The organism is Roseibaca calidilacus (genome assembly GCF_001517585.1).
GTDB lineage: Bacteria > Pseudomonadota > Alphaproteobacteria > Rhodobacterales > Rhodobacteraceae > Roseinatronobacter > Roseinatronobacter calidilacus.
The window spans coordinates 2378805-2400700 of record NZ_FBYC01000004.1 but is presented as its reverse complement, the minus strand read 5'-3'; the positions used below and the strand labels follow the sequence as shown (position 1 = coordinate 2400700).

The 21896-nt window shown below is 62.8% G+C and carries 17 protein-coding genes; 11 read left to right on the top strand and 6 right to left on the bottom strand.

What is annotated here, in order from left to right:
- Positions 1 to 10 precede the first annotated feature (10 nt).
- A complete protein-coding gene (locus AWT76_RS15320) occupies positions 11 to 799 on the top strand; it encodes an alpha/beta hydrolase (protein ID WP_218055483.1) in 789 nt (262 codons plus the stop codon).
- Positions 796 to 2763, top strand: a complete 1968-nt coding sequence (locus AWT76_RS15315; protein ID WP_072247101.1) for a 3-hydroxyacyl-CoA dehydrogenase NAD-binding domain-containing protein — start codon at positions 796 to 798, stop codon at positions 2761 to 2763. The genes AWT76_RS15320 and AWT76_RS15315 overlap by 4 nt, the downstream gene beginning before the upstream one ends.
- Here the strand turns inward: AWT76_RS15315 and der are convergent.
- The 3 genes from der to AWT76_RS15300 form a co-directional block, all read right to left on the bottom strand.
- A complete protein-coding gene (gene der / locus AWT76_RS15310; RefSeq protein WP_072247100.1) occupies positions 2760 to 4214 on the bottom strand; it encodes a ribosome biogenesis GTPase Der in 1455 nt (484 codons plus the stop codon). The genes AWT76_RS15315 and der overlap by 4 nt on opposite strands.
- A 77-nt stretch (positions 4215 to 4291) precedes the next feature.
- Positions 4292 to 5605 carry a PQQ-like beta-propeller repeat protein gene (locus AWT76_RS15305; protein ID WP_245638829.1) on the bottom strand — a complete coding sequence of 438 codons (1314 nt, stop codon included), beginning with the start codon at positions 5603 to 5605 and terminating at the stop codon, positions 4292 to 4294.
- A gap of 30 nt (positions 5606 to 5635) precedes the next feature.
- Positions 5636 to 6286, bottom strand: coding sequence for a hypothetical protein (locus AWT76_RS15300; protein ID WP_072247099.1), 651 nt, complete (start codon positions 6284 to 6286; stop codon positions 5636 to 5638).
- 205 nt (positions 6287 to 6491) lie between these two features.
- Between AWT76_RS15300 and AWT76_RS15295 the strand changes: the two genes are divergently transcribed.
- Positions 6492 to 7580, top strand: a complete 1089-nt coding sequence (locus AWT76_RS15295) for an efflux RND transporter periplasmic adaptor subunit (protein ID WP_072247098.1) — start codon at positions 6492 to 6494, stop codon at positions 7578 to 7580.
- Entirely contained in the window at positions 7577 to 11281 is a 3705-nt protein-coding gene (locus AWT76_RS15290) for an efflux RND transporter permease subunit (protein WP_072247768.1), read from the top strand. The genes AWT76_RS15295 and AWT76_RS15290 overlap by 4 nt, the downstream gene beginning before the upstream one ends.
- Positions 11282 to 11293: 12 nt before the next feature.
- Here the strand turns inward: AWT76_RS15290 and AWT76_RS15285 are convergent, their stop codons facing one another.
- Positions 11294 to 11965: an exopolysaccharide biosynthesis protein gene (locus tag AWT76_RS15285; RefSeq protein ID WP_082700243.1), complete on the bottom strand. Its 672-nt coding sequence runs from the start codon at positions 11963 to 11965 to the stop codon at positions 11294 to 11296.
- A gap of 160 nt (positions 11966 to 12125) precedes the next feature.
- The gene (yaaA, locus tag AWT76_RS15280) at positions 12126 to 12893 is read right to left on the bottom strand and encodes a peroxide stress protein YaaA (RefSeq protein WP_072247097.1); all 768 of its coding nucleotides are present in this window, start codon (positions 12891 to 12893) and stop codon (positions 12126 to 12128) included.
- Positions 12894 to 13020: 127 nt separating this feature from the next.
- Here yaaA and AWT76_RS15275 point away from each other — a divergent pair, with 127 nt between their 5' ends.
- The 4 genes from AWT76_RS15275 to AWT76_RS15260 all read left to right on the top strand — a co-directional run bounded on the left by AWT76_RS15275 (position 13021) and on the right by AWT76_RS15260 (position 17106).
- Positions 13021 to 13308: a YggT family protein gene (locus AWT76_RS15275; protein WP_072247096.1), complete on the top strand. Its 288-nt coding sequence runs from the start codon at positions 13021 to 13023 to the stop codon at positions 13306 to 13308.
- The gene (recQ, locus tag AWT76_RS15270; RefSeq protein ID WP_072247095.1) at positions 13289 to 15355 is read left to right on the top strand and encodes a DNA helicase RecQ; all 2067 of its coding nucleotides are present in this window, start codon (positions 13289 to 13291) and stop codon (positions 15353 to 15355) included. The genes AWT76_RS15275 and recQ overlap by 20 nt, the downstream gene beginning before the upstream one ends.
- A 74-nt stretch (positions 15356 to 15429) precedes the next feature.
- The gene (locus tag AWT76_RS15265) at positions 15430 to 15960 is read left to right on the top strand and encodes an acyl-CoA thioesterase (protein ID WP_072247094.1); all 531 of its coding nucleotides are present in this window, start codon (positions 15430 to 15432) and stop codon (positions 15958 to 15960) included.
- A 159-nt stretch (positions 15961 to 16119) separates the two neighbouring features.
- Entirely contained in the window at positions 16120 to 17106 is a 987-nt protein-coding gene (locus tag AWT76_RS15260; protein WP_072247766.1) for a cytochrome-c peroxidase, read from the top strand.
- Positions 17107 to 17218: 112 nt separating this feature from the next.
- On the opposite strand, the gene cls is transcribed toward AWT76_RS15260, so the two are convergent.
- Entirely contained in the window at positions 17219 to 18646 is a 1428-nt protein-coding gene (gene cls, locus AWT76_RS15255) for a cardiolipin synthase (RefSeq protein ID WP_072247093.1), read from the bottom strand.
- Between the two features lie 110 nt (positions 18647 to 18756).
- Between cls and AWT76_RS15250 the strand changes: the two genes are divergently transcribed.
- Genes AWT76_RS15250 through AWT76_RS15240 form a run of 3 tightly spaced genes read left to right on the top strand, consistent with a single transcriptional unit; the run spans position 18757 to position 21882 of the window.
- Positions 18757 to 19647 (top strand): CPBP family intramembrane glutamic endopeptidase, encoded by an 891-nt coding sequence (locus tag AWT76_RS15250; RefSeq protein ID WP_072247092.1) that lies wholly within the window; start codon positions 18757 to 18759, stop codon positions 19645 to 19647.
- A 56-nt stretch (positions 19648 to 19703) separates the two neighbouring features.
- Positions 19704 to 20612 (top strand): acetyl-CoA carboxylase, carboxyltransferase subunit beta, encoded by a 909-nt coding sequence (gene accD / locus AWT76_RS15245; RefSeq protein WP_072247091.1) that lies wholly within the window; start codon positions 19704 to 19706, stop codon positions 20610 to 20612.
- Position 20613: 1 nt separating this feature from the next.
- Positions 20614 to 21882, top strand: a complete 1269-nt coding sequence (locus AWT76_RS15240) for a bifunctional folylpolyglutamate synthase/dihydrofolate synthase (protein WP_072247765.1) — start codon at positions 20614 to 20616, stop codon at positions 21880 to 21882.
- The last annotated feature ends 14 nt before the right edge of the window (positions 21883 to 21896 follow it).

Here is a 21896-nt window from a genome sequence, read left to right as displayed (position 1 = left end):
GGAGGGGTGCATGACCGGGCTGATAGATTGGGACGCCGCGTTCGAGAACGGCGCGCATATTCCCGGCGGGTCGGAGTATCCTGGGCGCTGGCAGGCATTGGCCGCCGACTATCGCGCGACGGCGCATGCGCGGTTTGACCTGCCTTATGGGCCGGGCGGGCGCGAACGGTTTGATCTGTTCTTGCCGGACGGCGCGCCCAAAGGGTTGGCCGTTTTTGTTCATGGTGGCTATTGGAAGGCGTTCGACAAGTCCACTTGGTCGCACCTGGCGCAGGGTGCTGTCGCGCGCGGTTGGGCCATGGCCCTGCCCAGCTACACATTGGCGCCAGAGGCGACATTGGCCCAGATGACGGCCCAGATCGCCCGCGCGGTTGCGGCCGCGCGGGCAGAGGTGCCCGGTCCGGTGCGGTTGGCCGGGCATTCGGCGGGCGGGCATCTGGTGGCGCGGATGCTGTGCGCCGACCAGCCCGATCTGGCGGAACGGGCCGTGTCGATTTCTGGCCTGCACGACCTGCGGCCGTTGCTGCACACAAAGATGAACGATATCTTGTGCTTAACCCCTGACATGGCGCAGGCCGAAAGCCCTGCCTTGCAGCCGCAGCGCCCCGGCACGCATCTTACAGTCTGGGTTGGCGGGCATGAACGCCCTGAATTTTTGCGCCAATCCGCGCTAATGCGAGAGGCGTGGCCCGGCACGCGGCTGGTGGTGGATGGCGATTTCCACCATTTTAACGTGATCTCCGCCATGGCCGACCCGGCCAGCCCCTTGACCGACGCCATCTTGCAGGACGTGCCATGACCGTTTCCGTCACCCAAGAAGGCGATATCGCCTGCGTAACGCTGGACAACCCGCCGGTGAACGCGCTGGGCCAAGCGCAGCGCGCGGGGCTTGCAGACGCGGTGGCGCAGACCAACGCGATGCTGGGCTTGCGCGCCGTGGTGTTGCTGTGCGCCGGGCGCAGTTTCGTGGCGGGGGCGGATATCCGCGAATTCGGCAAACCGCCCATGGAGCCGCATTTGCCCGATGTTCTGGCGCAGATCGAAGGCGCGCGCGTGCCGTGGATTGCGGCCATTCACGGCACCGCGCTGGGCGGTGGGTTGGAACTGGCCTTGGCCTGCCGTTACCGGGTTGCCCTGCGTAGCGCCAAACTGGGCTTGCCAGAGGTGACATTGGGCCTGATCCCCGGCGCGGGCGGCACGGTGCGTTTGCCGCGCGTAATCGCGGCCGCAGATGCCCTGACCATGGTGGCCGGTGGCAAGCCCGTTGGGGCTATGCAAGCGCAGGACATGGGCTTGGTCGATGCGCTGGCAGATGCCGATCTGCTGGATGCGGCCCTGAGATTCGGGGCAACGCTGGCGGATCGTCCCGATCCCGGCCCGGTTCTGGCGCGCCCGGTTCTGAACCCCGACCCTGCGGCATTTGACAGATTGGCGGCCAAGCTGGCCGCGCGCGCGCGTGGCCGGAATTCGCCGAAGGAAGCGATTGCCGCCTTGCGCCGCGCATTAACCCTGCCTGCGTCTGACGCCTTGGCGGCAGAGCGCGCCGCCTTCCTGCGCCTGCGCGACGATCCGCAATCCAAGGCGCTGGCGCATGTTTTCTTTGCCGAACGCGGGGCAGGGCGGCTAGACCGGCTGAAGGGTATAAGCGCACCCGCGCCCGACCGCGTGGGCGTGGTTGGCGGTGGCACCATGGGCGCGGGGATTGCCGCCGCCTGCCTGCTTGCGGGGCGGTATGTGACCTTGCTGGAGCAAACGCCGGAGGCCGCCGAGGCCGCAGCAGCCCGCGTGACGGGCATCTTGCAAGATAGCCTGTCGCGCGGGGTGATCGATACGGGCCAACACGCGGCCTGTCTTAATGCCTTCACCGCCACGTCAAACGCCGCCGACCTGTCGGGCGTGCAACTGGCCATCGAAGCCGTGTTCGAGGATTTCGACGTGAAGCGCGCCGTTCTGGCGCAGCTTGAAACCGTCACCGCGCCCGATTGCGTGCTGGCCACCAACACGTCCTATCTGGATGTGACCGCATTGGCCGCGACCATGGCGGACCCGTCGCGGCTGGTGGGGCTGCATTTCTTCTCTCCGGCGCATGTCATGAAATTGCTGGAAATTGTCGTGCCGGATGCGGTGTCGGATAATGCGTTGGCGAGCGGGGCCGCGTTGGCCAAGGCCTTGGGCAAGATCACTGTTTTTGCCGGTGTCTGTGACGGGTTCATCGCAAATCGCATTATGTCGGCCTACCGTGCGGACTGCGAATACATGCTGGAAGAGGGCGCACTGCCATGGCAGATCGACGCTGCCATGGTTGATTTCGGCTTTCCCATGGGTATTTATCAAATGCAGGATCTGGCCGGGCTGGATATAGCATGGGCCATGCGCAAACGCCGCGCCGCCGAGGGCAAGCGCCCGGCAAATTACGTTCGTATACCTGATATTCTATGCGAAGCGGGGCGCTTTGGCCGCAAGGCGGGGCGCGGCTGGTATGATTACAGCAGCGGCGAACCCTTGCCGGACCCGGAGGTGGAGCGCGTGATTTTGGACGAGTCCACGCGCAAAGGGATTGTGCGGCAAGCATTCGCCGCCGAAGCCATTATGGCCCGCATTCTGTCGGTCATGCAGGCCGAAGGCGACGCCATCCTGCGCGAAGGCATCGCCGCGCGGGCCGAGGATATCGACGTGGTGATGATAAACGCCTTCGGCTTTCCGCGCTGGACCGGCGGGCCGATGTATTTGCGCGACCAGCCACCACGGATTGCAAGCGATTAGTCGTCCCGCCGCCCTTCCAGATGTTTGCGCAACTTGGATGGCGGAGCCTTCTTGCGGCCCTTGAAGGGGTTCTTGTCGGATTGCGACCGCATGAACATGCGAATCGGCGTGCCGGGCATGTCGAAATTGTCGCGCAGCCCGTTGACCAGATAGCGCGTATAGGCCGTGGGCAGGTCTTCGGGGTGCGAGCACATGACCACGAAGGCAGGCGGGCGCGTCTTGACCTGCGTGGCATAGCGCAGCTTGATCCGCTTACCCCCCGGCGCGGGTGGCGGGTGCGCCGTGACCATCGCTTCCAGCCATTGGTTCAGCTTGGCGGTGCCGATGCGGCGGTTCCAGATGTCATGCGCGCGCAGCACGGCGGCGTGCAGGCGGTCCAGCCCCTTGCCGGTCTTGGCTGATACGGTGACCATCGGCGCACCGCGCAACTGCGGCAGCAGCTTTTCGAACTTGTGGCGCAGCTCTTTCAGCTTGTCCTGTTTTTCATCTTCCAAGTCCCATTTATTCACCGCCACAACCACCGCGCGCCCTTCGGTTTCTGCAAAATCGGCAATGCGTAGGTCTTGGGATTCGAACGGGATCGCAGCATCCAGCAGCACCACGACCACCTCTGCAAAGCGCACGGCGCGCAAGCCATCGGCCACAGACAGTTTTTCCACCTTGTCGACAACGCGCGCTTTTTTGCGCATGCCCGCCGTGTCGAAAATGCGGGTGGGCGTGCCCATCCAGTCCAGCGTCAGCGAAATTGAATCACGCGTGATCCCGGCCTCTGGCCCGGTCAGCAGGCGGTCTTCGCCCAAGATCTTGTTAATCAGGGTGGATTTACCGGCATTGGGCCGCCCGATCACGGCCACTTGCAAGGGCCGTGCGGCGCTGGGGGCGTGGTCAGGGGCGTCCTCGTCATCAGACACGTCAAGGTCCACCACCGGGGCGGTGGCTTCGGCGCGCTCTTCGAATTCCTCGGCCAGCGGGCGCAGCATGTGGTAAAGCTCGTCCATCCCTTCGCCATGCTCGGCAGACAGGCGCAAAGGTTCGCCAAGGCCAAGCGCATAGGCATCCAGCAGCCCGGCTTCGCCCGCGCGCCCTTCGGCCTTGTTGGCGCCAAGGATCACGTTGCGCCCGCGCTTGCGCAAGATCTCGGCCAGTCCTTCGTCGCTGGCGGTGACACCCGCGCGCGCGTCGATCAGGAACAGGCAGATATCGGCCATGTCCACCGCGCGTTCGGTCAGGCGGCGCATCCGGCCTTGCAAGCTGTCATCGGTGGCGTCTTCCAGCCCGGCCGTGTCGATCACGGTAAAACGCAGATCGCCCAGTTTGGCGGCCCCTTCGCGCAGGTCGCGGGTGACGCCGGGCTGGTCATCGACCAAGGCCAGCCGCTTGCCGACAAGCCGGTTGAACAGGGTCGATTTGCCGACATTCGGGCGACCGATGATGGCGAGGGTGAAGCTCATGAATCCCTCCGGGGATAAAACGCAGGACGGCCCCGCACCGGGCGGGGCCTGTCAAAGAGCGCGCTATAGCGCAAAGCTTAGCGATAGGCCAGCAGGCTCCCGCTTTTTGAAACGACATAGAGCGAACCACCCACCGCAATGGGCCCGCTGGCCGCGCCGCCCGGCAGGTCAACCTCGTCAAGAAGCTTGCCATCGGTCGGGTCGAAACTGCGGATCAAACCGTCGCTAGAGGCCACGACCAGGCGCCCACCCGCCAGCAGCGGGCCGAAATGTGCATAAATCTCGGCGCGTTTGCGCTCGCGCTCGGTGGTGTGCAGGGGCAGGGGCTGGCCCCAGATAAATTCGCCAGTGGCGGCATCCAGCCGGATAAGGCGGTTGCGGTCAGACATCAGGAACACAGAACCGCCCACCGGCCAAACCGGACCATAGGCCGCTTCTTCTGCGGTCCACAGGCGCGAACCATCGTTTAGGTCCAGCGCCATGACGCGGCCGGACTGGTTGCCGATGATCACGCTGTTGCCAGAGATAACAGGATCGCCGGTAATATCCTTGACCTGTGCATAGGCCACGCCTAGCCGCGTGCCCGCAATGTTGGTGCGCCATTCGATCATGCCGGTGTCGCGGCGTGCGGCGATCAACTCTCCGGCCGGTGTCGGCAGCAGCACAAGCGCGCCGGCGACCGCCGGAGCCGCGCCGCCAACCATGGAAGAGACGGACGGCGTGCCCGGCAACTGCCAGTCTGTCTTGCCGTCACGGGTTTCCAGCGCCCATGCCGTGCTGTCGGCGGCCACGACATAAACCCTGTCACCCGCGATTGTCGGCGGGGCCGTGACCGGGGCATCGAATGCTTTGGTCCAGACCACATCGCCGCTTGCCGCATCCATCACTGTCAGGCTGCCAAAGGCCGAGGTGACATAAAGCCTGCCATCGGCCAATGCCAGCCCGCCGCCAGAAGCGCCATCGGCGCTGCGCGTGGCGGTTGGGGTCAGATCACGCGTCCAGACTGTGGCGCCAGATGTATTGGTTGCAGTCACCTGCGCGCGGCTGTCCAGCGTGTAGATCATGCCATTCGCTGCAACCGGTTCGGCGGTAATGCGGTGGCGACGTTCATCTCCTTGGCCGATGGGGGCTTCCCATTGCTGGGTCAGCGCCGCGCCAAGCGCAGGATGCTCGATTCGGGTGTTAGGTGTGCCAAGGCGGTGGGTCCAAGCGGCGTTGACCTGCGTTCCGGGCAGATTGATCGGTGCGGCACGGTTGGCGGGTGCTTCGCCTGCATCTTCCGCGAAAGGCGCGCGCAACGGAAAGCGTTCCCCCTCAAGGATGAATTCGCGGTCACAGGCTGACACGGCAAGTGCCATGGCAAGCAAGGTTGTGGATGTCCAAAATCTCACCTCAGGCTCCTATCTTGCTTTGCCCGCGCGTTACGCGGCGCCGGTTTCGGCACCCAGGCCGATCAAAAGTTGGGTCACGCGCTGGCGTAGGGACTCTGATACGTCGGACTGCTCCAGCAGGTCTTGCAGAATGGCGATAGCGCCAGCTTCGTCCCCGGCTTCCAATGACAGCAAGGCGCTTTGTTCCAGCGCGAGCGGGCGAAAGGGCTGGCCCGCTTGTGCCAGACCCGCAACGACCGATTGGCGTTCCTCCAAGGGAAGAACGCCCTGCCCCGCGATCACCCGCTTGAGCGCGGCAAGTTGGCGGTAGGCGTCGGGCAGGTTGTCATCCTGTGCCGCGGCCTCCAACGCGTCCAGCGCGGCGACGCGGTCGGTTTCCAGCAATTCCCCGGCGCGCAAAAGCTGCAACAGGCCTTGCTGTGCGCCTGTTGCCTCTATGTCCGCCAAGACCGCAATGCGGTCCGCCGTGTCATTGTTTTCAAGCGCGGATAGAACGCTTTCGCCAAACGCCTCGGCGCTGGCTTGCGCGCTGGCCTTGCGCCATTCGTTCCATGCTGTTCCGCCAACGATCAGCACAACCACCACAACAGCGATCCAGCCGTATTTGCGCAAATACTGCATAGCCCGGTCGCGCCGCAGTTCTTCGCTCACCTCGTCGATGAAACTTTCCGGATTGCTCACGTCGGACACCTTTACGCTTGGTCTTGCGCTGTCTTAGCGTGAAGCAGGGGTAATTGCCAAGCCCCGCCAATCGAAACCGCACAACACAGCGGCTATGGCCAAAAAGAGAGCGGCGCACGATTCTGCGCCTGCGAAACAAATCTGAACTGGTCAGTCTAGCGTATCACGTCTATATAGGCGGACAGTTTTGGACCATGAGGCGGCAATGCGCATTTTTCCCTTGATAACGGCTTTGACCGTGGTGGCTGCTCTCTACCTGCTGGTGATGGAGCGGGGCGCCCTGTTCAGTTTTGCCGGTGTTGTCACCGAGGCAGAGGCTCAGAGCGATGACGCGCCGGCGCGCGATTTGGTCAAGGTGGTCGCGATGCGGTCGGTCGCGCAGCCCGTGGACAGCAGTGTGGTCTTGCGTGGGCGGACCGAAGCGCCGCGCTCCGTAGAAGTGCGGTCTGAAACATCTGGGCTGATCGTGTCAGAACCGTTGCGCCGTGGCGCGCGCATTGCCGCGGGCGAGCCGCTCTGCGAAGTCGCGCCGGGTGTGCGCCGCGCCGCGCTGGATGAGGCCCGCGCGCGCCTAAGCGAAGCAGAGATCAACTTTCGCGCCGCCGAAGGGCTGCGCGAGGGCGGTTTTGCTTCGGAAACGCGCCTTGCCAACGCCCGCGCCGCGCTGCAATCCGCGCAAGCTGGTCTGGACCGCGCGGTCGAAGAGATGGCGCGTCTGGTCATGCACGCCCCGTTCGATGGGCTGTTGGAAAGCGATACGGCGGAATTGGGCAGCCTGTTGCAGCCCGGCGCGCTGTGCGCGACCCTGATCCAGCTGGACCCGATGAAGCTGGTCGGTTTTGCCAATGAATTGCAAGTCGCGCGGCTGACCGAAGGCGCGCGTGCCGGTGCCCGGCTTGCAGGTGGGCGCGAAGTGGTCGGAGAGGTCACATTCATTGCCCGGTCCGCCGATCCGCAGACCCGCACCTTCCGCGTGGAAATTACCGTGCCGAACCCCGATAACAGCATTCGTGACGGCCAGAGCGCCGACATCATGATCGCGGCTGATTCGCGCGAGGGGCATTTGGTTCCGGCCTCTGCGCTGACCTTGAACGACGCGGGCGAATTGGGCCTGCGCTTGGTGGATGAGGATGGGCATGTCAGCTTCGCGCCCGCGACCGTGTTGCGTGATACCGAAGATGGTATGTGGCTGGCCGGGTTGCCCGAAGAAATTGGGGCGATCATCGTCGGGCAAGAATTTACCCGCGAGGGGGCCATGGTCGAAGTGACATGGCGCGAGGAGGCCGCGCAATGATCGGTATCGTTTCTTGGGCCGCGACCCACGCCCGTATGGTGCTGGCCCTGCTGGCCATGACCTTGGGCGCCGGGGCGGCCGCCTATTTCGGCCTGCCCAAGGAAGGCGAGCCGGATATCGAAGTGCCCGCCGTTATCATCACCGTGCCTTTTCCCGGCATCAACGCGGTTGATGCCGAAGATGCCATCGTCAAGCCCATGGAAACCGAATTGGCCGGGCTGGACGGGCTGAAAGACCTGGGGGCTTTCTCTTCCGACGGGATCGGCGCGGCGGTTCTGGAATTCGAATTCGGCTGGAATAAATCCGAAACCATGGCCGATATCCGCGACGCCATGACCCGCGCGGAAGCCCAATTTCCCGAAGGCGCCCAGAATTACACCATTACCGAGATCAATTTCTCTGAATTTCCCATCGTGATCGTTGCCTTGTCGGGCGACGTGTCCGAACGGACGCTGGTGAATGCCACGCGCAACCTGCAAACCCGGATAGAGGCGCTGGATTCCGTTCTGGAAGCTGAAATCGCCGGTGCGCGGGACGAGATGGTCGAGGTGCTGATCGACCCGCTGAAACTGGAAGCCTATAATGTGACGGCGGGTGAATTGATTCAGGTGGTTGGCAATAACAACCAACTGGTCGCCGCAGGGCAGGTCGAAACCGCGAGCGGCGCGTTCTCTGTCACCGTGCCGTCAACCTTCGAGACAACGCAGGACATTTATAAGCTGCCGGTCAAGGTGAATGGCGATTCGATTGTCACCTTGGGTGATCTGGCCGAAATCCGCATGACATTCGCGGACCGCGAAGGCACCGCCCGCTTCAACGGCGAAGAGAACCTTGCCATTCAGGTCGTCAAGCGCAAGGGCTTCAACGCGATCGACACGGTTGCCGCGGTACGTGCAGCCATAGAGGCGGAACAAGCCAGTTGGGACGCAGAATTGCGCAATTCCATCCAGATCACGACGGCGCTGGACCAGTCCGTGCAGGTCGATGAAATGGTCGCGCAGCTAGAAGGGTCGGTGCTGACCGCGATTGCATTGGTGATGATCGTGGTGCTTGCGGCGCTTGGCACGCGCTCGGCGCTGCTGGTGGGGTTCGCGATCCCGGCATCATTTTTGTTGTGCTTCATCCTATTGGGGATAATGGGCGTCGCGGTGTCGAATATCGTGATGTTCGGTCTGATCCTTGCCGTGGGTGTTCTGGTCGATGGCGCGGTGGTTGTGACCGAATATGCCGACAAACGGATTGCGGCAGGCGACGGACCAATGCGGGCCTATGTCCGCGCGGCAGAACGCATGTTCTGGCCGGTCATTGCCTCTACTGCGACAACGCTTTGCGCGTTTTTGCCCATGCTGTTCTGGCCCGGTGTCGCGGGCGAGTTCATGGGAATGCTGCCAGTGACGCTTATCTTCGTGCTGACGGCGTCACTGATCGTGGCGCTTGTGTTCCTGCCGGTCATGGGGGGCGTCACGGGCCGGATGGCACGCCGCGTGGGCCAGATGTCGGACGGGTTGCGCCGCCTGCCATGGCTGCTGCGCCTGCCCTTTGCCGCGCTTTCCGTGGCTGGGATGTGGCTGGGCGCAATGTTGTTGCTGAACCCCGGCTACCTGACCGGCGGCACGCAAGCCGCGCAAACGGCCCTTCAGCTTCTGCCCGGTGCCGCCCTGATGATGGTATCCGCCATCGGCGTCTCTGTCAGCTTTGGCGCGCTTGCCATTCGCCGCCAGCCCAAATCCATCGACGCCAGCCGCCATTACGGGGTGACTGGCTGGCTGGCCAAGTTCTTGGTTAGCAACCCGGTGATGCCGGTCGTGGCGGTTGTGGCGGTGTTCGCCTTCGTGATGTCGGTGTTCCAGTATTACGGTGCCAATAACCGCGGGGTCGAGTTTTTCGTCGAAACCGAACCCGAGCAGGGGATCATCTATATCCGCGCGCGTGGCAACCTGTCGCTGGCCGAAAAGGACGCCTTGGTGCGGCAGGCCGAACAGGTTGCGATCGACACCGAGGGTGTGGAATCCGTCTTTGCCTTTGCCGGGGATGGTGGGCTGAACACCAATACCGGCGGGACGGGTGCCCCGAATGATGCGGTAGGACAGGTTCAGTTCGAACTGACCCATTGGCAGGCACGGACCAATGACCCAGAAATGTCCGGCTCGCGAATTGTCGAGCGGATGCAGGAACGGCTGTCCGACATTCCCGGCATCTATGCCGAAACGCTGATCCAGTCCGGTGGGCCGGCAGGGGCCAAGCCCGTTCATCTGCGCCTGACGGGGCAAGATTTCGGAAGTTTGGAAGCTGCGGTCGAGCAGGTGCGCGCGAAATTTGGTGACACTGCGGGCCTGTTCGGTCTGGAAGACACCCGCCCGGTGCCGGGCATTGACTGGCAGATCAATGTCGATACCGAGGTTGCGGGCCGTTTCGGGGCGGATGTGCAGACCATTGGCGGGATGGTGCAGCTTGTCACCCGTGGCTTGTTGCTGGACACGATGCGCGTCGACACCTCGGAAGAGGAAATCGACATTCGCGTGCGCCTGCCTGAACGTGACCGTCTGCTGTCCACGTTGGAAACCCTGCGCGTGCAGACGAATTTCGGAATGGTGCCACTATCCAATTTCATCACGACGGAAACCGTCTCCAGCCGGTCGCGGATCGACCGTATCGACCAGCAACGGTATTTCGACGTGAAAGCAGATGTGCGCCCCAATCTGGAACAGATTGTCGATGCCGATGGCAATGTCGTGCGCGTCGTCAACCGTGCAGATACGCATCCGGATGACCACGCGCCGGGGTCAGAGGCGTTCAACCGCGCCACCGACCTGCGCGCCGAAATTGCCCGCAATGACTGGCGTGTGGTCCCGATCAACGCGACAGAGCGGATCGAGACCCTGACCAACTGGTTGCAGACCGAGGCCGAGCTGCCCAACGGTGTAAGCTGGGAATGGACGGGCGAGCAGCAAGACCAACAGGAAAGCCAGACATTTCTGATCTATGCGTTTGGTGCGGCCTTGGGCCTGATGTTTGTCATCCTGCTGACGCAGTTCAACAGCTTCTACAACTCGGTTCTGGTGCTGCTGGCGGTGATCTTGTCCAGTGCCGGGGTGCTGATTGGCATGATCGTGATGGAGCAGACCTTCTCTGTCATCATGACAGGCACCGGGATTGTCGCGCTTGCGGGCATTGTGGTGAACAACAACATCGTGTTGATCGACACCTATCAAAGCTATGCCAAGATCATGCCGCGGATCGAAGCGATCATCCGCACGGTCGAGGCGCGGATTCGTCCCGTCTTGATGACCACGATCACCACCATGGCGGGCCTGACCCCGATGATGCTGGGGATCAGTCTGGATTTCGCCAATGGCGGCTACAGCATAGATAGCCCGACCGCGCTGTGGTGGAAGCAATTGGCCACGGCGGTAGTGTTCGGCCTTGGCGTGGCAACAGTGCTGACGCTGATGCTGACGCCCGCGATGCTGGCGCTGCGCGTCTGGATAGAGAAAGGCGCTTATCGCGGTGCATTGGGGCTGCGCTGGCTGTTTGCCAAAGGCGGCAGTGCCGCGCGGCGCGACCGGGAGTTGCACAAAAAGCTGGCGCGCGTGCGCGATACAGAATTGATCTGGGATACGGGCCTGCCTGCGCGGCGCCCTGTCACTGTTGCGCCCGACCCGGAATTGGAACCAGAACTGCCCTTGCGCGCGGCGGAATAGCGGCGCGCAGGGTCAGGTGGCCGCGAGTTTTGCGATCAAGAGCACGGCAAACCCGAAGCCGCTTAGCCCCATCGCGGCCAGCACCCCGTCACGAATGACAAGCGCGCTGGCCAGAATGCTGACGACGATTGCCAAGGTGGTCGCCGAAAAGGGCACGAGTTCGAAAAACGGCATGATAAGACCGCAGGCCATGCAGATAAGCAGCGCAAGGTGACGCCCCGGAAAGCCGAACACCCATTCCGCCCGTGTGCTGGTCTTGCGGTCGATGAAGGCCGCAGCGCGTTCCAACTTGGACAAGGCCCAGATTAGCCGCGCAGTTGGAAGCTGACGTCGCAGCAAGAAACCGGGCAGCCAGATCGCGGGTCTGCCCAGCAGAATCTGCCCCGCGACCAGCGCAATTGTCAGCCCGCCCAGCGATGACAGGCCCGGAATGCCGCTAAGAGGTGACACCAGAATCAATGCGGGGAGCAGCAGCAATACGGGCTGACTGCGGGCATCCATCGCGCGCAGAATGTCACCAAAGGAAATGCTTGGCCCATCGACCGCGCCGCGCACGGTGTCCAGAAGGTCTTGGATGGGGCGGTGCTGCGCATGGGTTGTTTCGGCCACTTCTGGTGACACGGTAATTTTTGCCCCTGTCTTGTGCTCTGTGCCGTCTGCCAGCGTATCCGCTTGGTTGAACATGGTCAGCGGCTATACCCCATAACAGGCGCGGGGCAACCGCACATGGCTAATAGTGTCTGCGCGGGCCGTATCCCGACAAGCCTATCTATATCCGAGTATGAACCGGAATCCTGCCCGCTCAATGCTGGATAACGCCAAGTTGACCGAGCGCCCGACGATTTCAGCTTTCACGCAGGAAAACCGGTCGATCCTGTGTCGACTGCTCTGGCACGAAAGCATAGCCACCGGTGTCGAAGTCGCGCAACCCGGCAGGGTCGGTCAGGCGGTTTTCCAGAATGAAGCGTGCCATCGCGCCGCGCGCTTTCTTGGCATGAAAGCTGATGATCTTCGGCTCTGCCCCGTCCTTGCTGTCCAAAAACTGCGGGGTCACGACGCGCGGGCGCAAGGCACCCATGTCCACCGCGCCAAAGTATTCTTGCGATGCGCAATTCACGATCACCGACGCGCCCACGTCGGTGGCCGCTGCATTCAGCGCCTGCGAAATTCGGTCGCCCCAATAGTCATAAAGTGATTTGCCCTTGGCGGTTTTCAGACGGCTGCCCATTTCCAGCCGGTAGGGCTGCATCGCATCAAACGGGCGCAAAAGGCCATACAAGCCCGACAGAATGCGCAAATGCCCCTTGGCCCAGTCCAACGCATCGCGGTCCAGCGACCCGGCATCCAGCCCGGTATAGGTGTCGCCCGCGAAGGCATGGATGGCGGGGCGCATGGCCTCTGGCGCGGGGTCGGCCTGAAACGCATTGAACCGGTCAAGATTCAGCTCTGCCAGCTTGTCGCTGATATGCATCAGCTTTTTCAACCCCGGCGCGCCAAGATCGCGCGCGATATCTGCCAGCGCGACCGCATCGGCCTGAAAGTCGGGCTGGGTGGTGGCATCGGGCCGGGCGGTCCAGTCCAGTTTCTTGGCAGGTGACAGGATAACAAGCATTCGGGTGTCCTTGTGTGGCAACGTCCCTTACCTAGTGATTGCGTCGCCCATGTCCAGACGGGTGAAATGGTTGCTCTTGCGCGCCTTCGCCCTTAGTTATGGCGCAACCCAACGAAAAAGGCTCAAGATGCTGTCGATTCTTCAGATTATCCTGCTTGTGCTGAACGTGGCGCAATTCATCATCATCATCCATATCATCCTGAGCTGGCTGATAAATTTCAACGTGCTGAGTTTGGGTTCGCCCATCGTGGCGTCAATCTGGGATGGCATCAATCGCTTGGTCGAACCGGTGTATCGCCGCATCCGCCAGTTCCTGCCGGATCTGGGCGGGATCGACCTTGCGCCGCTGGTCGCACTTTTGGCCATTTATGCCCTTCAGATCATCATCACCAACAATGCAGCCATGTTCCTCTGAGGGCGCTGACCCGCAGGCGATCCTCAAACAGGTATTCGGCTTTGACGGGTTCCGCCCCGGTCAGGCAGAGATCGTGGACTCTGTCGCAGAAGGCCATGACACGCTTGCGCTGATGCCCACGGGCGGCGGCAAATCCTTGTGCTTCCAGCTACCCGCGCTATGCCGCGATGGGATGACACTGGTCATCTCGCCGCTGATTGCGCTGATGCGCGACCAAGTGCGCGGCTTGCAGGAATTGGGCGTGGCCGCAGGCGCGCTAACCTCTGGCAATACCGAAGCCGAACGGGACGCCGTGTTCGACGCCATCGACCGGCGTGCGTTGAAGCTTCTGTATATTGCGCCAGAGCGGTTGGCATCATCCGGCACCATCGACCTGTTGCGCCGCGCGCGCTGCACCCTGATCGCGGTGGATGAAGCGCATTGTGTCAGCCAATGGGGCCATGATTTCCGCCCCGATTACCTGCGCATCGGTGATCTGCGCCGCGCTTTGGATGTGCCCATGGCGGCATTTACCGCCACTGCCGACGCCGAAACCCGCGCCGAAATCCTGAAACGCCTGTTCGACGGGCGCAGCCCCAATATCTTTCTGCGCGGCTTCGACCGGCCGAATATCACGCTGAACTTCACCGTAAAGGACAGCCCCCGCAGGCAAATCTTGACCTATGCCAGCGCCCGGCGCGGACAATCGGGCATTGTGTATTGTGCGACCCGTGCGCGCACCGAGGCGCTTGCCCAAGGACTGCGCGAAGCGGGCCATAACGCCCGCGCCTATCATGGCGGGATGGAGGCGGATACGCGCCGCGCCGTGGAAGAACTGTTCCAGCGCGAAGATGACCTGATCGTGGTCGCCACCGTGGCCTTCGGGATGGGCATAGACAAGCCCGATATTCGCTGGGTCGCCCATGCCGATCTGCCCAAGTCAATTGAGGCGTATTATCAGGAGATTGGCCGCGCGGGCCGTGATGGCGCGCCTGCCGACACGTTCACGCTGTATGGCCCAGACGACATTCGCCTGCGCCGCGCGCAGATAGATGAAAGCCCCGCCCCCCCGGAACGGCGCGAGGCGGACCATGTGCGGCTGAACGCGCTTCTGGGGCTGGCAGAGGCGTTGGGCTGTCGCCGTCAGGTTCTGCTTTCCTATTTCGGCGAAGCGTCGGACCCTTGCGGGAATTGCGATCTGTGTGCCCGCCCGGTCAAGCAGTTCAATGCCACGACGCTTGTGCGCAAAGCGCTGTCGGCCATGCTGCGCACGGACGAGCGGTTCGGCGTGGGCCACTTGGTCGATATTCTGACTGGAAATGCCACAGACAAGGTGCGCGCGCGCGGGCATGACCATTTGCCCACCTTCGCCGTGGGGCGCGAGTTAAGCCGCGCCAAATGGCAGGCGGTGTTCCGGCAGATGATGGGGCGCGATCTGGTCCGCCCCGATGCCGAGCGGCACGGGGCCTTGCGCATGACCGAAGCGGCGCGCCCCATATTGCGGGGCGAGGCCGAGATCACCCTGCGCGAAGACACGATCACCGCCGCGCGCGACGGACCTGCGGTGAAAGCGCTGGTCTCGGACGAAGACGCGCCGCTTTTGTCGGCGTTGAAGGCCAAACGCCGCGCGCTGGCCGAAGCCGCGCGCGTGCCCGCCTATGTTATCTTCACAGATCGCACGCTGGTCGAAATGGCGGAAAATCGCCCCGACAGCATGGATGCGATGGCGCGGATTTCTGGCGTGGGGGCGACGAAGCTGGAACGCTACGGGGCAGAGTTTCTGGCCGTCATCACCGGTGCCATGCCCGACGCGCAACACCCGCAGCGCCGCAAATTGGCCGGGCGAGAGGCGGGCGCGCTGTTCGATGACTTGGCCGAACTTGCGCGCGGCTTGGAACGCGGCGCGGGCGGCACCGACAAGCTGCTGACCCTGACGCCCGCCACATTACGCGCCATTGCCGAACGACGGCCCGCCAATAATGCCGAGCTTGCCCGGATAAAGGGCATGGATCAGGCGCGCATGGACCGGTTCGGCGCGGCAATCCTGTCTTGCCTGCACAGCCTGTGACGGGCTGGTTTACGTTGGGGCGGGGCTTGACCCTGCCGCCCAAGCGCGCGACGCAGTCGACGAAAGGACACCCGATGTATCCATTCCTGCGTTTCGCCGCCCAAATGCTGAAATACCGCAACGCCCCCCGTTTGGGCCTGTTGGACACGCATGTCTCGCACCACCGCTGCTGGCCGTGGGATCTGGACCCATGGGTTGAATTGAACAATGGCCGCACGCTGACGCTGTATGATCTGGGCCGCATTCCCATGGCCATGCGCACCGGGCTGGGCGATGTGCTGCGCGCGCAGGGCTGGGGCATTACGGTTGCGGGCAATTCCACGCGCTACCGCAAACGAATTCGCGCCTTTGAACGGTTCGAGATGCGCAGCCGTTGCATAGGCTGGGACGCGCGCTTCATTTATACCGAACAGTCGATGTGGAAGGGCGCGGAATGCGCCAATCACATTCTGATCCGCTCTGCCGTGACCAGCGCCAAGGGAATTGTGCCGCCAGCGCAGGTGTTGGACCGGTTGGGGCATACAGGCGATAGCCCCGCGCTGCCCGACTGGGTTCAGGCCTGGATCACGGCAGATGCGATCCGCCCATGGCCACCTGTGATGTGATAAATCATCTATCATCGATGTTTAATTTATAATCATTCCAAGGTTTGATCTGGGTCAAGGTGCGCCCCGATTCCTCACGCTATAGTTACCTCAGACGCGCGAAAGTTTTGCGGCAGGTGCCGCAGGACCGTCAGGAAACGATCGCATATGGAGGCTGACATGACCCCCCGCAACCTTCCCCGGCTTGGTGCAACGGCGCTTGCCCTTGTGCTTGGCGCAACCGCTGTCCATGCCGAGGATATCGCCGAATATATGGATTTCTTCGAGCCGCTGCCCTATCTGCCGCCGATCCCGGCCGATAACAGCATGGACCAAGTCAAGATCGACCTTGGCCGGATGTTGTTCTTTGAACCGCGCATTTCCGCGTCGGGCGTGATTAGCTGCGCGACCTGCCACAACCCGGCACTGGGCTGGACGGACCGCATCGACCGCGCTGTCGGCCATGCTGGCCAAGTGGGTAACCGCAACACGCCGACCGTGCTGAACTCGGGCTTCCTTGGCGCGCAATTCTGGGACGGGCGCGAGCCTGATCTGGAAGGCCAGTCGCTTGGCCCCATTCAGGCCGATGTGGAAATGAACATGTCGCTGGAAGAAGCCATCCAGCGCCTGAAGGAATTCGAGGTCTACCAAGAGCATTTCGCAACCGCCTTCCCCGACGATGCCGATCCGATCCGCGCCGAGAACGTGGCGCTGTCCATCGCCGCTTTCGAGCGGACGCTGAACACGCCGAATTCGCCGCTGGACCGTTTCCTGCGCGGTGACGTGCAGGCGATGACCGACCAGCAGGTCGAAGGCATGAAACTGTTCGTCGATGCAGGTTGCGTGGCTTGCCACAATGGCCCGGCCCTGACCGACAGCAACTACTATCGGTTCGAGCTGCCCAGTTCCAAGGACGAAGGTCGCTTCCTTGTCACCGGCGACGAATACGACAAATTCGCGTTCCGCACGCCGACGCTGCGGAACGTGGCTGTGACCTACCCGTATTTCAACAACGGGTCTGTCGACAACCTGCATGACGCGGTGAACCTGATGGCGGACCAGATGCTGGGCCGGGAATTCGCGGAAGATGAAAACGACGCGATCGTGGCCTTCTTGCACGCGCTGACCGGCGAAATGCCCGCGGTTGAAATCCCCGCGCTGCCATAAGGCGCTGATACATACAGGGTGCGCCGGTAATATTCGGCGCGCCCGCCGTCTTCTAACAACAGTCTCCCAACATCCTAACGCCCCTTGCGTCCTCCCACGCGGGGGCGCTTTTTTACAAAAGCGGGCTGGCCAGCGCGATGGTGTTGTTGCGCAACCGCCGCCAAAGCGGCCATGCCGCGACATCGGCGCGGTCAAGCGGCGTTGCGCGGTCAACATAGCTTTGTTGGCGCATGTCCAATTCAGCGGTAAACGCCGGGCAGGCCAGCAGCAGCGAGTTTTCGTAGTTCAGGTCGAAACTGCGGTGATCCAGATTGGCCGTGCCCAGCATGGCGAATTGACCGTCCACTGTCACGATCTTGGAATGGATCAGGCCGGGCCGGAACAGATGCACGTGCACGCCCGCGTGCAGCAATTCGGGCAACAGGCTTTCGCTGGCGGCACCCACGATGGCGCTGTCATTGCGTGCGGGCAAGACCAAGTTGACCGCCACGCCGCGTTCGGCCGCCGAACAGATCGCGACATGCAGCGACTGGTCGGGAACATAATAGGGCGTGGTCATGGTCAGCCGCTCGGTCGCGGCGTAGATCATGGCGCATAGCGCATCGGCTGGCGTGGTTTGCACATCGTCGGGGCCGGACGAGATGACTTGCGCGGTCACGGCTCCGGGTGGTGCGTCGACAAGGGGCGCGGATAGGGTGGCGCTAAGGTCTTCGGCGTGATGCGTCATCCAGTCCTGCACGAACACGGCCTGTTGTTGGCGCACGACCGGCCCTTCCAACCGGACAAGGATGTCCACCCAAGGCGCGAATCGGCGCTTGATGGCAAAGGCGGCATCGGCGCAGTTGCGGCTGCCGACCCATGACAGGCGATTGTCCACCACCACGATCTTGCGGTGATTGCGCAGGTCGATGCGGCCAAATAGCAGGCTGATGAACGGATTGCCCAAGGGGGCGGCGCGTTGCAAGGCAACGCCTGCGGCTGCCATCTGCCGCCACAGCGCCGAGCGTATCAGGTGCCGCGCGCCGTGGTCATCCACCAGAACCCGGCAGGTAACGCCGCGGCGAGACGCGCCGCACAGGGCCTGCGCCATGCGGGTGCCGGTGTCATCGGGCAACCAGATGTAATACAGCATGTGCACATGGTCATGCGCGGCGTCTATGGCGCTGATGATGTCATTCATCATGGCGTCGCCCTCTGGCAGCAAGGTCAGCAGATTGCCCGCGACCGGCGGGAACTGGCTGGTGGCCTGCCCGGCCGCGAAAGCCGGACGCGCAGGACCGCTGATTTCTGCCCTTGGGCTGTCTTGTCCGATCTGCGCGGCGTTCAGACGGTGGCGGATGTCGCGGATGCGTTCGCGCTGGGCGCGCGCCATGCGGATTTCGCCGAAAAGCGCATAGGCCCCAAGCCCGACCACCGGCAGCGCAAGGATGATCGTGACCCATGCCAGTCGGGCCGAGGGCGTCAGGCCAGACCGCAACAACGCCCGCAAGACGAAGGCGGCTTGTACCACGAACACCAATAAGACCCAGATCGAGGGCATCGCTGCTCCAGAGTTGATTGCGCTTGGTCCCGGTATTTGCTTGAAGCAGAAAGGTAGGACCTATCTAGTCCCGACATATAAGAAGTTCTTGCCCCGATTGGACAGACCCGATGCCGTTTTCGCAAGCTCAGGATAGATTTGTTGCCCCGGCCCGGTTGCGCCCGCAACTTTGGCGGCTGCTGTTGGGGGTTGGCTTGATCTTGCTGATCTACCTTGTGTGGATGGCGGTGATCGGGCTGGGCGTGACCTTTGCGGTGGGCGTTTCCGGCGCAGGGCGGGCCTTGGGAGAGATGGGGGTCGGATCGTCGCCTGTCTCTATTCTGGTTTTGCTGATGACCTTCGCGGGGCTTGTCCTTGGCAGCTTTGCCGCCGTGCGCTGGGTGCACAAGCGTTCTATCGCCAGTCTGTTCGGCCCGCGTGACCTGCTGATCCGCGATTTTGGCGTGGCCTTTGGCGTGTTGCTTGTGGTGTCGCTGCCGGGCATTCTGTGGCTTCTGGCCTCTGGCACGCTGATGCCCGGGGTGCCCTTCGCGACATGGCTTGTTTTTCTTATTCCCATGTTGCTGGGTCTGCTGGTGCAGACCGGCGCAGAAGAGATCGTCTTTCGCGGCTATCTGCAACAACAGCTTGCCGCGCGTTTCGTGGCGCGCTGGGTGTCGTTCGTGTTTCCATCCGTCCTGTTCGGCCTGTTGCACTACGCCCCCGAACAGATGGGGCAGGGCACATGGTTGCTGGTGGGGCTGACCGGGTTTTTCGGGCTGCTGATGGCCGATCTGACGGCGCGCAGCGGATCGCTGGGGCTGGCATGGGGTATGCATTTCGGCAATAATCTGCTGGCCATTCTGATCTTCACCACCGGAGAGGCGCTGGACGGTATCGCGCTGTTCCGTTTGCCGTATTCGCTGAGCGAGCCCTCTACAGTCTTCGGGCTGGTTCTTGTCGATATGGTCGGGCTGCTGGTGGTTTGGGCTGTTCTGCGGCGTTACCTGCGGGGTCGCTGATTGCAATTACCGCAGGCTTTGCTTATTTCGGCACAAAGCCTGCGCAGGGACGCCCCATGAACTGGATCACCAATTACGTTCGCCCCACGATCAGCTCTTTCTTCAACAAAAGAGAGATGCCGGAAAACCTGTGGGAAAAATGCCCCGAATGCGGGACGATGCTGTTCCACCGAGAGTTGACCGACAACCAGCAGGTCTGCACCAATTGCGGCCACCATATGGCACTGACCCCGCGCGAGCGCTTTGCCGGGTTCTTCGACGGCGGGCTGTATCAGGAAATTGAGGTTCCGGCGCCCCTGCCCGACCCGCTTCAATTCCGCGACCAGAAAAAATACCCTGACCGGATGAAAGCCGCGCAAAAAGGCACCGGCGAGAAAGAGGCGATGCTGGTGGTAGAGGGCGAAGTGCTGCGCACCAAGCTGGTTGCCGCGGCACAGGATTTCAGCTTCATGGCCGGGTCGATGGGCATGTATGTGGGCAATGCGATCATTGCCGCCGCCGAACATGCCGTGGCGCGCAAGCTGCCCTTGGTGCTGTTTTCCGCCGCTGGTGGTGCGCGCATGCAGGAAGGCATCTTGTCGCTGATGCAGATGCCGCGCACCACCGTCGCCATAGACATGCTGCGCGAAGCGGGGCTGCCCTATATCGTAGTGCTGACGCATCCGACGACCGGTGGTGTGACCGCCAGTTACGCCATGCTGGGCGATGTGCAGATCGCAGAACCGGGCGCGCTGATCTGCTTTGCCGGGCCGCGGGTGATTGAACAGACCATCCGCGAGACATTGCCAGAGGGGTTTCAGCGTGCCGAATACCTGCTGGAACACGGCATGTTGGACCGCGTCACGCCGCGCAAGGAACAGCGCGTAGAAATCGCCACCATCCTGCGTATGCTGACCGGGCAAAGCGCCGTTGTGCATGGCGACCTGCCGCCGCCGCCCGCACCCGCACCTGCACCGGCGGTTTGACATGACCACGGGTTCTGACGCGCTGCTGGCGCGGATGATGGAATTTCACCCCAAGATCATTGACCTGACTTTGGACCGTGTCTGGCGCTTGCTGGCCGCGCTGGACCACCCGGAACGCCGCCTGCCGCCGGTCATTCACATTGCAGGCACCAACGGCAAGGGCAGCACGCAGGCCATGATCCGCGCCGGGTTGGAAGGGGTGGGGCTGACGGTCCATGCCTATACCAGCCCGCATTTGGCGCGGTTTCACGAACGCATCCGGCTGGCGGGCGATTTGATCGCCGAGGACGCCCTTAGCACCATTCTGGACGAATGCTTGCAGGCCAATGGCGCGGACCCGATCACCTATTTCGAGATCACGACCTGCGCCGCGCTTCTGGCATTTGCCCGCACCCCCGCCGATTACACGCTTCTGGAAGTGGGGCTTGGCGGGCGGTTGGATGCGACCAATGTGGTCGATGCGCCTGCGCTGACGATCATCACCCCCGTCAGCATGGACCATGAGCAATATCTGGGCAACACGCTTGCCAAGATCGCGGCCGAGAAAGCCGGCATCATGAAACGCGGCGTGCCTTGTGTGGTTGCGGCCCAAGGGGATGACGCGCTTGATGTGATCGAAGCGCGCGCCGCCCGTCTGGGCGTGCAGCTGATGGTGCAAGGCCAGCATTGGCATGTCACGGTCGAAGCCGGGCGGCTGGTCTATCAGGATGAAACCGGCCTGTTGGACCTGCCGTTGCCGCGCCTTGCCGGGCCGCATCAGGTGCAAAATGCCGGAACCGCGATTGCGGCGTTGCGCGCGTTGGGCCACGGGGCCGGGGCCGAGGCCGCCGTCACGCGCGCAGATTGGCCTGCGCGGATGCAGCGCCTGCGCCACGGCCCGCTGGTCAATGCGCTTCCGCAAGGCACGCTCTGGCTGGATGGCGGGCATAACCCGGCGGCGGGCCAAGCAATTGCCGCCACGCTGAAGGCGCAGGGCGACCAGCCGCTCTGGGTTATCTGTGGCATGCTGAACACGAAGGATGTGTCCGGCTTCATGGCCCCGCTGGCCGTTCATGCGCGCCAGCTTTACGCTGTCTCTATCCCCGGAGAAGCCGCTACCCTTAGCGCGCAAGCCACGGCAGAGGCCGCGCGCGCCGTCGGGATCGACGCGGTAGAGGGCAAAAGCGTGCTGGATGCCTTGCAGGACATTGCCGCAAAAGACCCCGCCGCGCAGGTGTTGATTTGCGGCTCGCTCTATCTGGCGGGCAATATTCTGTGCGAGAACGGCTAACAGCCGCGCATGAA